Below are 14,479 nucleotides of genomic sequence, written 5' to 3' on the forward strand. Positions count from 1 at the left end.
GAACCGCATCCGTTCATTCCGGAAGCCTGCCTGCCAGAGGACACGGGGGTGGCGATTGGATCGGTGACGTCGTAGCTTTTTCGCCAGAAGTCCGGCGCAGCAGGGAATTCTGGCGAATCCCGCTACCAAAGCTGAGCTCGCTGTGCCGGTTCGGTCCAGGCTTCGCTGTCCGTCGGCTGGTAATGTTCCGGTTCGAAGCTGGCACGAACCAATTGTCGGGCATCGTCAAACGAATCCAGTTTGCCGAGGCCAATCATCTGCATCAGCACGTTTCCGATCGCGGTCGCCTCCACCGGGCCGGCGATCACGTTCCGATCACAGGCATCGGCGGTCATTTGACATAGCAACGCGTTGACCGCGCCGCCGCCGACGATGTGAATGGTTTTCAGCGGGTGCCCCAGCATCGATTCCAACATGCCCAAACAAACGCGATAGCGAATCGCCAACCCTTCGAGAGCGCCGCGATAGAACACGCCATCGGATGTTGGCTCGGGCTGCCCAGTCCGTTTGGCGTAGGCCACGATCGCGTCGACCATGTCGGTTGGCGCGACAAAATCGGCGGCATCGGGATCGATCAACAGACTGAACGCAGGGGCGGCCTTGGCCTGCTGGACCATGTCGTCCCATGACACCTCTTTGCCACGACGAATCATCGATTGGCGGATCTGCTGGAAAATCCACAGCCCACCAATGTTCTTCAGCAATCGAGTGCTGCCGCCGACACCGGTTTCGTTCGTGAAATTCAATTCGGCACAGCGGTCCGTGATCATCGGCTGATTCAATTCACATCCCATCAACGACCACGTGCCGCTGCTGATGTAACACCAATCGGGTTTGGCGGGTGCGAAATCTTCGGCGGGAACAGCAAGCACGGCGGATGCTGTATCGTGAGTGGCCGGCACGATGACCGGCACATCATGCAGTCCAGTGACCTCGGCCACCGATGGCTGGACAGGCCCCAGGTCGGTGCCGGGCGGAGTCAATCGGCCGAACAACTTGGACGGCAATCCGAAGCGATCGATCAGCGTTCGGCTCCAATCCCCGGCACGCGGATCCAACAACTGGGATGTCGAGACATTGGTAATCTCGTTGCTCGCCTTGCCCGAAAGCAGCCAGTGAAAGAAGTCGCCGATCATCAGGAACCGCTCGGCAACCTGCAGTGCCGGGTCATCAGCCAGCTTCGCCGCCAGCAACTGGTACAAAGTGTTGATCTGCATGAACTGCAAACCGGTGGCCGCGAAGATCTCGCGACGAGGAACGATCTGGAACGATTTCTCAAGCATCCCCTGAGTCCGGTTGTCGCGATAGTTGAACATCGATCCGGCGAACTGTCCGTTCCGATCGATCAACACATAGTCGACGCCCCAGCTGTCGACGCCGACCGATTGCACATCCGAATACTTGTTGGCGGCGATGCGAAGCCCGGTTTGGATTTCTTTCCACAGACCGATCAGGTCCCACTGCAACGAGTCTTGAACTCGCACCGGATCGTTGGCAAATCGGTGAACCGCCTCCAGAGTCAGCTTGCCGTCAATCAGTACACCGGCGATCACACGCCCGCTGGACGCCCCCAGATCGACGGCCAGATAGGCGGGACTTGCGTTCGGATGGTAAGTGGATGCAGTCATGGGGGGACTCGACAATGGGCGTCACAAGTGGGGAACTGCGCGGGGGGAGAAAATCGCGGCGGCGGGCGACACCCAGGCAGTCTGCGGCAGATAGCGGAATTGGGGGCGATGGCTGAATTCGGTGGAATGCCAGCGTATCGGACTTCGCCAGAGGCGGCCAGACATTGAGGAAACAAGAAGCCGGGGATCGTTAACGGCAGGGCGGGAGTCCCGAAAAACCGGCAAGGTCCCCTCGGGTGGCTTGCGACCCCGCCCCGATCCCGAACCGCCCCCTGACACGCGACACCCCCCATCCGAGGCGCAGGATTGCTATCGTCGACGGGCCAGGGTGTCCTGTGTCGGTCGGCCGGGTCGAAAAACCAGAAAGCTATGTAACTTGGGAACTTACAAGGCTTTACTGTCGGAAGTCGATCGGGCGGACCAGCAAAAGACAGATTCTGCAGTTGACCGTCCACGGCCAGGGCGTAATCTAACGCTACCGAGACGGCGACGCCGAAGCGAAAACGTCACCCGCTCGAGAACCAAATATTCCGCTAAAGATTGAATGCAAGTCCTTGACAGCATTCATTTTACGCTAGGATGCTCGCGGCCTCCCTTTTGGGGGATCGGTCTCAGCTTGCCTAGTCGAAACGACTCCGCGAGTTCGCCTTGCGTGAGGTTAACGCGGTCAGCTTGCGGCCACGGGCTGACATTCGTCGAAGCGGTGGATCGACCTCGGTCGGACCACTCAATCGCTCGAAACCTCACGGGCCGGGTACATGGAGTACCCGGTCGCGGACGCTCGCAGGTCGCTGCCGTCGAACCCTACCGATGGGTGACACTCAACGCGTGGTCCATGCTAGTGGTTCAGGTCGAACTCGCCTCGTTCCCAGGCGGCTACAAACGCGGGCAGGCTGGGCAGGACACCTTTGGCTCTTCGCAGTTCGTCTGGCTGCATCCAGAAGTACTCTTCGACTTCATCCAAGAATGGCACCGGCGTGACTGAATGGTCTAGCCGGGCAAGCCACCACGCCAGCCTCGTGCCCCAGGGCGTCACGCTTCGCCAGCACAGGCGAACCGGATCGACATCGATCGCCAACTCTTCTTGCATCTCGCGAACCAAGGTTTCCTGTTCGCTTTCGCCAGGTTCGACCGTTCCGCCGGGAAGGCATAGCTTCCCGGGCGCCGTGACCTTCTTTGATCGGCGAATGATCAGTAGTTTTTCTTCGCGAAAAATCACGCCGACAACGCCACGCTTTTTTCCGAGGCTGCCGTTGGCTGGTAAAGATGGGTCAGGATGATTCATAAGCGTGCTTTTAATCGAAGCGGGTCGGATTCACAATCGCAGCGCCGGCAAAGTCCGACGCCCAGAGTATCGATTCGGGGTCCCGATTCGGAGTATCGATTCGGGGTCCCGATTCGGGGCATCGATTCATGGGCCGGGTTCGTTGTAGGTTAAGGTGCGTTAGCCAGCCCCGTTTAGTTCCCGCCGATACGCCCCTTCGAATCACTGCCGTTCAATTCGCACCAACGGTCGATAGGGTTCACTGGATCGATGGGAACGAATCCGAACGGCTGCCACGATGTGGACGCAGCGGAGTTTGTTTGTGGGACAACGGTTGGCTTGCCCCATGGGGGCAATCGGCTTGGCCTTTCACTTTGGATGGTTCGATCAGCAATTCTGACTTGTTTTCGTTTTCCGATGATTCCCGGGCGTCCGAGGCGTTGCGGATCATCCGTGCGCTAAGCGATGCCGGGTTTGTCGCCATGCTGGCGGGCGGCTGCGTCCGTGATGCCTTGCTGGGCAAATCGCCCAAGGACTATGACGTCGCGACCGATGCCACGCCGGATGCGGTGCGTGATGTGTTTGGCAAACGCCGAACGCTGGCGTTTGGTGCGTCGTTCGGAGTGATCGGTGTGCTGCCGCCGCGCGAAGATCGATCGGCCGACACCAAAGTTGAACCTACCGAAGTAGCGACCTTCCGAAGTGATGGCGATTATAGCGATGGACGCCGGCCGGATTCGGTGCACTTTGGGAACGCCGAAGACGACGCAAAGCGGCGCGACTTCACCATCAACGGGTTGTTCTACGATCCTGCGATCGGCCAGGTGATCGACTTTGTCGGCGGTCAAGCGGATTTACGACGCGGGACTTTGCGAACGATTGGCGACCCAGCCAAACGTTTCGGCGAAGACAAGTTGCGGATGCTTCGGGCTGTTCGGTTTGCCACCGCTTTGGCATTCCAGATTGACGCCGCCACCCGCGATGCGATCCACGTTCATGCTGATCAGATTTCGGTGGTCAGCGGCGAGCGGATTGGGGCTGAAATGCGGCGTGTGCTTGCATCGCCGTCTGCTGCCGAAGGCTTGACCCGCTTGGTGGACTGTGGACTCGGGGATGCCGTGATGCCCGAAATCAATGGACTGGACCTCGCCGCGCTGGCAGATTGTTTGACCGAACTGCAGCCCCCCACGGCTGTGACCGTGCTGGCCACGGTGCTATTGCACACCGATGCACCGGAGGCCGGTTTGCGATCGATCACCAATCGCTGGAAACTGTCGAACCAGGAAGTCCGTGCTGTGTCGGCGGCGATTGCGAATTGGCGTACGATCGCCCAGGCCGATCAGCTGCCGTTTTCGACGGTCCAACCGGCGCTGGTCGATCGCGACGTGGATGCGATATTGGCAGTCGCTCGGGCGATGGTGCGATCGTCGAACCAGACGGGATCGCCGGAACAGCTTGGATCGTCGGGAATCGAATCGGCAGTCCGGTCATTGGGGCTGCCCGCGGATGCATTAGATCCGCCGCCGCTGCTAACCGGTGACGACCTGCGTGCGCTGGGGATCCCGGCCGGTCCCAAGTACCGGGTCATTCTGCAACAGATTCGAAACCAGCAGTTGGATGGCAAAATATCGAACCGGAATGACGCAATCGCCGCGGCGACGCTAATCTGATGGGTAGGCGACCCGGACCATACTCGGGCGTTTCGTTGACCTCCTTCCCATCCAGCCGATCAGCATGAATCGCTCCGAGGACAATCCAAGTCAAGATCAAGCCATCAGTCCAGCGCCCCACCAGGAAGCCGAAAGATGGTTCGGACACGATGTTTTACCGGGGCAATCGGTCAGCACGGAATTGGAGATCACCGAAAGCTATAGCGGCCGGACGGTGGTCATTCCGCTGCGAGTGTTTCGCGGAATGCAGCCTGGCCCCAAGGTCTTTGTATCGGCAGCCCTGCACGGCGACGAATTGAACGGAACCGGCGCGATTCGGACGATTTTGGGGGACGACAGCTGGAAACTGGACGCGGGCACCTTGTTGATGATCCCGGTGCTGAACGTGCTGGGGTTTGAACGCCATTCGCGTTACCTGCCCGACCGACGTGACCTGAACCGCTGTTTCCCCGGCAGCAAGGACGGCAGCATGGCGTCGCGACTTGCAAAAGTGATCTTTGATGCGATCGTCAAACGTTGCGACTACGGCGTTGATTTGCACACCGCCGCGGTCCGCCGGACCAACTTTCCGAACGTGCGAGCGAACTTGGATAGCCCCGAAAGCCTGCGCATCGCCGAAGCGTTTGGGACGGGCATCCTGCTGCACGGCAGTGGGCCCAAAGGGTCGCTGCGCCGCGAAGCCACCAAGGCTGGGTGCGTCACCATCGTTGTCGAGGGCGGCGAAGTCTGGAAAGTCGAATCATCCGTCGCCGAGTGCATGAGCCGCGGAATCTTCAACGTCCTGAAAGAACTGGACATGATGCAGGGGGAACCGGATCTGCCCGATTCGCAAGTCATGATCCGCGAAACCAAGTGGCTTCGCGCCGAACGGGGCGGGTTCATGTCGATGCACGTCGCACCGGGCGATAGCGTCCAAAAGGGACAGGCCATCGCCACCAACAGCAGCCTGTTGGCCGAGGACCAAAACCGGCTGGAGACTCCCTTTTCGGGAATCGTGATCGGAATGACCACCCTGCCAGCCGTCCAACCGGGCGAACCGGTGGTGCACGTGGGCCGCTTGGCCAACGCAAAATCGGTCCGCCGTCACGCCCGCCAAGTCGCAGGCGACGACGTCCAGCGAACCGCGCACGAACACTTGGCGACCAATATCCAAGTGACCGAGCCCACCGACCAAACGGAATAGACGTCGCCGCGATCGCCACCGGAGTATGCGCGCCTGCGTCGAAACGCCCTGCGGAGTGATCTTGACGGGTCAGAGCCACCCCGGTTAATTCATGGTGAACCTGACAACAGTGCCCGACGCACTGTTGCGACCCAGCCCATCAGCCCAACCAAGGAAGGTTGCACGCATGGCCAATTCCGCTCAAAACGTTCCACTTCTTGACGTTAATCGCGACAATCTTCCCTATCGAGACGAGTTCATCGACGCCCTGACCGGTGTCGTCGATAGCGGCCGTTTCCTGTTCGGCCCCGACGTGGTGGAGCTCGAAAACGAGGTCGCTGCGTATAGCGAAGTCGACAACGCAATCGGCTGTGCCTCGGGCAGCGACGCGCTGCTTTTGGCTTTGATGGCATTGAACATCGGGCCTGGCGACGAAGTGATCGTGCCAAGCTTTACGTTCTTTGCATCGGTCAGCTGCATCACCCGACTTGGGGCGACGCCGGTGTTTGTCGACATTCGGCCCGACACCTTCAATATGGATGCCGAAAAGATCGAAGCAGCGATCACTAGCAAGACCAAAGCGATCATTCCGGTCTACCTGTTCGGTCAATGTGCCGAAATCGACCGCATCTGCCAAATCGCTTGCTCGCATGATGTGGCCGTCGTCGAAGACGCTGCTCAGGCGATCGGCGCCGCTTACCATTCCCGCCCGGCAGGCAGCTGGGGTGCGGTGGGCTGTTTCAGCTTTTACCCGACCAAGAACCTTGGCGGCATGGGTGACGGTGGCATGTTGACGGCGCAGGATCCGGCGACCGCCGACCGACTGCGCTTGTTCGCCGGCCACGGCATGCGACCGCGTTACTACCACAAGGTGGTGGGCATCAACAGTCGATTGGACACGTTCCAAGCCGCCGTGCTACGTGTCAAGTTGCGTCATCTGCCCGAAGCGGTCGAGTCGCGTCAAACCATCGCATCGCGATATAGCCGCTGGTTCACCGAAGCCGGTTTGGCCAACGACGACCAGATGGTGTTGCCGTACCAGGATCCCGCGTCCTTCCACGTGTGGAACCAGTACGCACTTCGCATTCCTGGCGGCCGCCGCGATGATTTGCGATCCCATCTGTCGGAGAACAACGTCGGCAGCGAGATCTATTACCCGATCCCTGTTCACAAACAAGAGTGCTATCGCGATCTGAACTTCGACGATTCCAGCTTGGTGGAAACCAACCGAGCCTGTGCCGAAGTGCTGAACTTGCCGATCTTCCCCGGCCTGACCGAATCGGAACAACGCCGAGTGGTCGACACGGTCGTCAAGTTTTATGCCGCAAAATCGCGAATGGTGGCCTAGGCCAAGCGGATCGATCGCGGCATGCCGGGATCGATCCATCCACTCGCGACGCGTGCGTGTCCCGATTCCTAGAACGGCTCCCTGGCCGGCGATGTCCGGCCAGAGGTAGGCGGTCTGATGCGACGAGAGTCTGGCGATCCAGCCAGACCGAACCGCGGGCGGACCCGTTACCGCTGCGATCCTGATACCGGGATCTGCAAACCGATCCGCCGCCACGAAAGATCGCTTCGGCGACGGCGGCGTTGGCAGCCGAGTTGACCGCGGTCATTCGGCCCAGCCTGCCAGGACGGGCCCAGGATGCCGGGCAATCGGATTTCCAGCGGGGTAGATCGCAGCCAGCGTGTTACGCCGCCTCCGGTTCCCCCAGACGCGTTTTCGGCGAATCATTCGCCGCCATTTCGTAATCCGAACGGGCAGAAGTCCACGGCCGAATCGGACCGTCCTCGTTCTGCCACAGGCAGCCCAGACGGGCTCAGCACGGTCCGCCTCGCTGCCTATCTCCCCTAAAGTGACTCTAGCGGCTGGTTTCCCGCTGTTGCGGGATCCTTTCGGGAAACGCGGCTGGCCCCTAAAATGCGTCCCTCATCATCACGGGCTGCGTGAATGAATCTTCTGTCACCCTTTTGATCCCTTGCCGATATGCCTGACTCACCAAACTTCGATATCAAACGCGTCGCGATCCTGTTTGCCGGTGGACCGGCACCGGCCGCCAACGCTGTCATCTCGACGGCCGCTTTCTCTTTTCTGGAAGAGGGGGCTCAGGTCTTTGGCATCAAGCATGGCTACAGCCGGCTGGCCGAGTACACCGCCGCAGGACCGCTGCAGGAGGGCACCGACTACATCCGCTTCACTCATGACACGCTGACCAACGCTCGTTGCAGTCGCGGAATCATGATCGGCACCGCTCGCACCAACCCTGGAAAACACGTCAGTGCACCGGAGCACCTGAAAGATCCGGAACTGGTCGCGCCGCTTCGCCGCGTCTACGAAGGCCTGTGTTCGCTGGAAGTCGATGCGTTGATTTCGATCGGCGGCGACGACACGCTGAAGACGGCCAACAAGATCAAGATGTTCCAGGACAACCTGCCCGAAGGCGCACGTCGCTTCCCTGTCATCCACTTGCCAAAGACGATCGACAACGATTATTCGGGAATCGATTTCACGTTCGGGTTCTTCACCGCCGTCGAAACCCTGGCCGAAGAAATTCGCAACCTGAACTACGACGCCGCTGCCGGGCGGGCGTATTTCTTGTGCGAAGCGATGGGACGCAGCGCCGGATGGTTGGCTTACGGTGCGGCGATCGCAGGCGAAGCATCGATGGTATTGTCGGTCGAAGACATCACCGGCAGCCTGGCGGAAGAGGAAGTCGTCAACGCCGAAACCGGGGCCACCCGCAAGGTGATGGCGATGGACCGCGTGATCGACAAAATGGTCGACATGATGCTGGCTCGCGAACGCGAAGGGCGTCAGTACGGCACGATTGTGGTGGCCGAGGGAATGGCTGAATTCCTGCCGTCGAAATACCTGGAAGGCGTCAGTCGCGATGACCACGGTCACATCAACATCGCTTCGATTCACTTGTCGTCGATGATGTCGGGAATGCTGGCCCAGCGATACACCGATCGCACCGGCAAGACTCGCAAGGTCAACGGTCTGCAAATGGGTTACGAAGCCCGTTGCGCACCGCCGCACGCCTACGACGTGATGCTAGGATCGCAGTTGGGCGTTGGAGCCTACCGTGCGTTGGTCGAAGAAAAATTGAACGGCGTGATGGTTTCGGTTTCCGGCCAATTCAACTTGCATTATGTCCCTTTCGAAGAATTGGTCGATCCAAAGACCCTGGTCACCAAGGTTCGGTTCATCGAAACCAAGAGCGATTTCCATCGCTTGGCTCGGTTCCTTGAAACCTGCGTCGACAGTTGAAACCAGCGTGATCGGCTGAAATGAGCGCCGATCAGCTGAGATTTGGACACACAGCGGGCATTCGGATTCGAAATATTCGATTCCGAGGGCCTGCAGCGATTTGTCCGAGTGTGGTGGGTGATTAGAATGGACCGCTGTTCTCCTCTCCCCCGCTCGACCCCGCCTCTGTGATCTGAACATGCTTCGACATTCTCTGGCTCTGCTTTCCGCAGTGACATTTGCTGGTTTTTCGGTAGCCGCCGACCCGCCAGCCAAGAAAAACGGCAAAGGACCGGCGTACACCGCTGCCCCAGCCGACGACGCCAACTACCCGCTGCTGGGTGAGTTTTCAGGCGAAATCACCGTCGGCGACGCCACCGAAGTGCTTGGACTGCAGATCCGACCGATCGGCGGCGACAACTTCGACGCGATGTCCTTCACCGGCGGACTGCCCGGACAAGACGGCGTCAGCGGCGAATCGATGAAGTTGATCGGTCGTCGCAGTGGCGAGATGGTCATTTTGTCCGGTGGTCCATGGGCAATCTTTGTTTCCAAGGATGCCTGCACCCTAGTCGATCACGAGGGCAACAAGCTTGGCAAATTGGATCGCGTCCAACGGGTCAGCCCGACCATGCATGCCGCCCCGCCCAAGGATGCCTTGGTCCTGTTTGACGGCACGAACACGGAACAGTTTTCCAATGCCCAGATGACCGACGATGGGTTGTTGATGCAGGGTGCCGATGTGCGTCCGATGTTCACCGACTTCAATCTGCATGTCGAGTTCAAACTCCCCTACATGCCCGAAGCATCCGACCAATCGCGAGCCAATAGCGGGTTGTATTTGCAGAGCCGCTATGAGTGCCAAGTGCTGGATTCGTTCGCTCAAGACGCGGTCTTCAACGGCTGTGGCGCCCTGTACCGATTCAAAAAACCAGACGTCAACATGTGCCTGCCACCGCTGCAGTGGCAAACGTATGACATTCAATTCACCGCTGCACGCTGGGCATCCGATGGGACCAAGATCCGTGACGCTCACGTCACATCGTGGGTCAACGGCGTGAAGGTCCAAGACAACGTGGCGCTGCCAGGCCCGACCGGGGCCGGCAAGGACGAAGCACCGATGTTGCTGCCGATCCGCATGCAGGATCACGGCGATCCCGTTCGATTCCGAAACGTGTGGGCGATCGACCGTGGCATGACGATGGTCGATTTCCCGATCCAGCCGACCGAAGAAGACTTGGCAGCGATGAAAAAGAAGGCCGAGGACGCCAAGGTGATGGCAAAGGCAGAAGCGAAAGCGAAGGCCGACGCTGCGGCTAAGAAGAAAGCCGAGGCAGCGAAACAGGCCGAAGCGGACAAGAAAGCCGAGTCCGAAAAGAAAGCTGCCGAAGCCAAACCTGAATCCGACGCCAAGTCGCAGGACGTTGAACTGAATTCGCCTGTGTCGGACGAAGCCAAGTAACCGCACCTGCCGCGGCGGACAACAGCCACACAGTAAAGGGCGTCATCGTTTGACTGGACTACGAAGCTGCGATTTCGGCTAGCCGCAGGGCTTCGGCCAGTTGCTGGATCTGAGTCAGATTCAATTCTTCGGCCCGAGCGGTTTCGCCGTGGCCCTGCTGCTGCAGCACCGCGTCGACTTGCGGTTTATCCAGACGTCCTTTCATCGCGCTGATGACGACCGATCGCAAGAATTTGCGGCGGTGGAAAAACAGGGATCGAACCGTCGCGTGGAAGTGATCCAGGTCGGCAAAGGAGGCTCGCCGTTCTGGCCGGTGGTCCAGCCGGATGATGGCCGAGTGAACTTTCGGGCGAGGCCAAAACACCGTGGGCGGCAGGATCCGGATAATCTCGGCATCGCAGATCGATTGGACCCAAACGCTGAGGGCGCCGTAGTCCTTCGACCCGGGTTCGGCCACGATTCGGTCGCCCATTTCTTTTTGGATCGTGACCACGATCACGTCCGGCGTGGGCGTTTCGTGCAGCAGGTTGCTGATGATCGGGGTGGCCACGTTGTAGGGCAGGTTGGAAACCAGCAGGAACCGCGAATTTTCGCCTAGCCGCGACTTTGCATCGCGAACATTCTCCATGATTTCGGGACGCAGCGTGTTTTTGTTCTTCAGCGCGTCGCCGTGGATCAGCTTGACATTGGGTCGGCCGGCCAATTCTTCGCTGGCCATTTGGTGCAGGTTGTTGTCGATTTCGACAGTCAGCACCGCTCCGGCTTGGTCGCTAAGCCGAGACGTCAACGATCCCACGCCCGTGCCAATTTCCAAGACGACGTCGTCCTTTCGGATTTCGGCGGATCGGGCGATCAAGTCGACCAGGTTCAGGTCGATCAAGAAATTCTGACCGAAACGGGACACCGGCCGCAGGCCGGCAGCGGCGAGTCGCTTGGAAAGATAAGTAGCGGTTTGACGTGGCTGGTTGGACATAAAGGTCAGGATACAGGCTTCGGGAACCAGGTTACAGCAGGCAGAATCGCCATGGTAACCAACATCGGGACGGCTGCTGAGGTGGTTTCGGCGTGGTTTGCCACGAATCAGAACTCGAACACGCGTGTGGCCCAGGTTCCATCTCGACAGACTACGATTGTCGCTGCGCCAGCGATCTTTCGACATATTTGGCCAGCAAGTCGGTTTCCAAGTTCACTTCGTCGCCGACCTGGCGTTTCCCCAGGGTGGTGGCGTCCAACGTATGGGGAATTAGGGCCACCGAAAAGGAATCGTCGGTCACTTCGACCACCGTCAAACTGATGCCATCGATCGCGATGCTGCCCTTGGGCGCCACCTGAGACGCAAATTGGCGGGGGATGCTGAACCACAGATTGGCCCAGGGTGGATCGTCGATTCGCCGGATCAGTTGACCGACCGCATCGACGTGGCCCGACACATAATGGCCGCCCAAACGGTCGCCGGCGGCCAGCGATCGCTCCAAATTGACGCTGCTGCCCTGATCCAGTTCCCCCAAATTGGTGCGAGAAAGTGTTTCCGCACCGGCTTCGAAATCCAGGTTGGCCCCATCGATCGCGACGACGGTCAGGCAGCAGCCGTTGACACAGATACTATCGCCAATGGCGGCATCCTGGGCCACTAACCCGGCTGCAACGGTCAAGCGTTTGCCAGGATCCTGCGGGGTGACGCAAACGATCGTGCCGATAGCTTCGACGAGTCCGGTAAACATAGCGGGCGGTGGAGTTGGAAGACTGGGGGGATAGAGCCGGGAACCGGGGCGATCGACATCGGCGGTCCCCGTTCGCGGGCTGGTCAGTTTCGCTCGGATGCTGCAAAATGCCGACCGCAGAATGAACCATCCTAGCACCCTTTCAATCTTTCACGAGACCGTTTCCATGACTCTGATCGAAGCAATCCACGCACGTCAAATCCTCGACAGCCGCGGCAACCCAACGATTGAATGCGAAGTACTGTTGTCGGACGGTTCGCACGGCCGCGCTGCAGTGCCCAGCGGTGCCAGCACCGGGATGCACGAAGCATGGGAACTGCGTGACGGCGACAAGTCCGTGTTCATGGGCAAAGGCGTGACCAAGGCGGTCAACAACGTCAACGAAACGATCGCCGAAGCATTGGAAGGCATGGACGCGACCGACCAAGCCGGCATCGATGCTGCGATGATCGAAATGGACGGAACCCCGAACAAGAAGAACCTGGGCGCCAACGCCATCTTGGGCGTTTCCCTGGCCACCGCACACGCCGCTGCGTCCTGCACCGGTCAACCCCTTTACCGCTACCTTGGCGGTGCTGGCGCACGCATGTTGCCAGCCCCCATGATGAACATCATCAACGGTGGCGAACACGCCGACAACAATGTCGACATCCAAGAGTTCATGGTGATGCCATTGGGCTTTGAACGTTTCAGCGACGCACTACGTTGCGGCACCGAAGTATTCCACAACCTCAAGAAAGTGCTGTCCGACAAAGGCTACAACACTTCGGTCGGTGACGAAGGTGGATTCGCACCCGACTTGAAGAGCAACCAAGAAGCATTGGACGTCATCATGACGGCCATCGAAAAGGCCGGCTACAAAGCTGGTGAACAAGTTTGGATCGCGCTAGATGCTGCCTCCACCGAGTTCTACACCAAGGACACCGGCAAGTACAAAATCGACGGCAACGATCTGTCGGGCGGCGAAATGGTCGACTTCCTAGCCGACTGGTGCAACAAGTACCCCATCTGCAGCATCGAAGATGGTTGCGATGAAGACGACTGGGACACCTGGAAGAAACTGACCGACAAGATCGGCGACAAGGTTCAACTGGTCGGCGACGACTTGTTCGTCACCAACGTCGAACGTCTGCAACGTGGGATCACCGAAGGGATCGCCAACAGCATCCTGATCAAGGTCAACCAAATCGGCACCCTGACCGAAACCATTGATGCGATCCAATTGGCACATCGCAACAACTACACTTCGATCAGCAGCCACCGCAGTGGCGAAACCGAAGACTCGACCATCGCCGACCTGGCCGTGGCGATGTCGACTGGCCAAATCAAGACCGGATCGGCTAGCCGAAGTGACCGAATGGCCAAGTACAACCAACTGCTTCGCATCGAAGAAATGTTGGGTGACACCGCCCAATACGGTGGCCCAATGTTCGCCGCCAAGATGAAGTAGTCCGCTTGGGCAGGCAACCGGTGACGGATGGCGTCGTGTAGAATGCACGACGCGTTTGAACATCTTGAATTTTCTTCACCAGTCACCAGCGGCCTGTCCCCATGACCACCATGATTGCCGAGCAGCCCTGGATGGTTGCGATTGCTTTAGGGCTGCTAGGCGGAGCGTTGATTTTTGGATGGCTGCAAACCGGAAAGAAGGCAGCGGCGCTGATCGGATTGGTCTGCCTTGGATTGGTTCCCGTTGCCTTCGTTGTGGCGTCCAATTGGGAAACCGATCGCGAACAGATCGAACGGCTGATTCGCGATACCGCAGCAGCCATCGAGCGGAATGACTTCGAAACCGTTTACCAATTGATTGGTGATGACGAGGCCGAAGCGATGGCTCGGCGCGAACTGCCGCAGTTCGAATTCACGATGGCGTCGGTCAACAAGATCCGGTCCATCGAAGTGATCGAAGGCACGTTCCCCCCCGAAGCCGATGTAGACATGTCGGTCAAGGTGGACGTCAGCACCAAGCGAGGTGGCGTGAAAAACATTCGCGTCGTCCGCCGATTGGAATTGCGACTTCAAAAGGAAAACGACCACTGGAAAGTCACTCAGTATCGGCATTCGCCGGTTGTCGGCGGCCCAGATCAATACACCGACCAGTTCACGACCAAGTGACCGGGGTACACCTTGAATAGCGAATCGGATCCGTCAGTATCCCCCTGCATCCAAATTTGCAAGATCGACCACACAGGCGTGTGCGCCGGCTGCCATCGTACCCTGGACGAAATCGCCACCTATTCAGGCCTGACCGACGACCAGCGCCAGATCGTCAATCGACGAGCCATCGCTCGCGGCGATCAAACCCAACCGGGGTAACAGCCG

General features: G+C 59.1%; 12 protein-coding genes. 8 read left to right on the forward strand and 4 right to left on the reverse strand.

What is annotated here, in order from left to right; genetic code table 11:
• Positions 1–122 precede the first annotated feature (122 nt).
• Together K227x_RS21850 and K227x_RS21855 are read right to left on the reverse strand one after the other, a co-directional pair.
• Positions 123–1,628 carry a rhamnulokinase gene (locus K227x_RS21850; protein WP_145172904.1) on the reverse strand — a complete coding sequence of 502 codons (1,506 nt, stop codon included), beginning with the start codon at positions 1,626–1,628 and terminating at the stop codon, positions 123–125.
• A gap of 838 nt (positions 1,629–2,466) precedes the next feature.
• Positions 2,467–2,913: an NUDIX hydrolase gene (locus tag K227x_RS21855; protein ID WP_145172906.1), complete on the reverse strand. Its 447-nt coding sequence runs from the start codon at positions 2,911–2,913 to the stop codon at positions 2,467–2,469.
• A 380-nt stretch (positions 2,914–3,293) separates the two neighbouring features.
• Here K227x_RS21855 and K227x_RS21860 point away from each other — a divergent pair, with 380 nt between their 5' ends.
• The 5 genes from K227x_RS21860 (at position 3,294) to K227x_RS21880 (ending at position 10,436) form a co-directional block, all read left to right on the forward strand.
• Positions 3,294–4,562 (forward strand): CCA tRNA nucleotidyltransferase, encoded by a 1,269-nt coding sequence (locus K227x_RS21860; RefSeq protein WP_246146031.1) that lies wholly within the window; start codon positions 3,294–3,296, stop codon positions 4,560–4,562.
• 64 nt (positions 4,563–4,626) lie between these two features.
• A complete protein-coding gene (locus tag K227x_RS21865; protein ID WP_145172908.1) occupies positions 4,627–5,745 on the forward strand; it encodes a succinylglutamate desuccinylase/aspartoacylase family protein in 1,119 nt (372 codons plus the stop codon).
• A gap of 166 nt (positions 5,746–5,911) precedes the next feature.
• Positions 5,912–7,072 carry a DegT/DnrJ/EryC1/StrS family aminotransferase gene (locus K227x_RS21870; protein WP_145172910.1) on the forward strand — a complete coding sequence of 387 codons (1,161 nt, stop codon included), beginning with the start codon at positions 5,912–5,914 and terminating at the stop codon, positions 7,070–7,072.
• 639 nt (positions 7,073–7,711) lie between these two features.
• Positions 7,712–8,995, forward strand: coding sequence for a 6-phosphofructokinase (locus K227x_RS21875; RefSeq protein WP_145172912.1), 1,284 nt, complete (start codon positions 7,712–7,714; stop codon positions 8,993–8,995).
• A gap of 178 nt (positions 8,996–9,173) precedes the next feature.
• The gene (locus tag K227x_RS21880) at positions 9,174–10,436 is read left to right on the forward strand and encodes a 3-keto-disaccharide hydrolase (RefSeq protein WP_145172914.1); all 1,263 of its coding nucleotides are present in this window, start codon (positions 9,174–9,176) and stop codon (positions 10,434–10,436) included.
• A 58-nt stretch (positions 10,437–10,494) separates the two neighbouring features.
• Here K227x_RS21880 and rsmA read toward each other — a convergent pair whose 3' ends face one another.
• Positions 10,495–11,409, reverse strand: coding sequence for a 16S rRNA (adenine(1518)-N(6)/adenine(1519)-N(6))-dimethyltransferase RsmA (rsmA, locus tag K227x_RS21885; RefSeq protein WP_145178269.1), 915 nt, complete (start codon positions 11,407–11,409; stop codon positions 10,495–10,497).
• Positions 11,410–11,560: 151 nt separating this feature from the next.
• On the reverse strand, positions 11,561–12,157 hold the full coding sequence (locus tag K227x_RS21890) for a riboflavin synthase (RefSeq protein ID WP_145178271.1): 597 nt from the start codon (positions 12,155–12,157) through the stop codon (positions 11,561–11,563).
• 166 nt (positions 12,158–12,323) lie between these two features.
• Here K227x_RS21890 and eno point away from each other — a divergent pair, with 166 nt between their 5' ends.
• From eno to K227x_RS31630, 3 genes are all read left to right on the forward strand, one after another.
• Complete coding sequence (gene eno / locus K227x_RS21895) at positions 12,324–13,607, forward strand: phosphopyruvate hydratase (protein ID WP_145172916.1); 1,284 nt, start codon at positions 12,324–12,326, stop codon at positions 13,605–13,607.
• Positions 13,608–13,708: 101 nt separating this feature from the next.
• Positions 13,709–14,272, forward strand: coding sequence for a hypothetical protein (locus tag K227x_RS21900; RefSeq protein ID WP_145172919.1), 564 nt, complete (start codon positions 13,709–13,711; stop codon positions 14,270–14,272).
• Between the two features lie 12 nt (positions 14,273–14,284).
• Positions 14,285–14,473: a DUF1289 domain-containing protein gene (locus K227x_RS31630; protein WP_145172921.1), complete on the forward strand. Its 189-nt coding sequence runs from the start codon at positions 14,285–14,287 to the stop codon at positions 14,471–14,473.
• Positions 14,474–14,479: the final 6 nt, after the last annotated feature.

This window comes from Rubripirellula lacrimiformis (assembly GCF_007741535.1).
GTDB classification, from domain to species: Bacteria; Planctomycetota; Planctomycetia; order Pirellulales; family Pirellulaceae; genus Rubripirellula; species Rubripirellula lacrimiformis.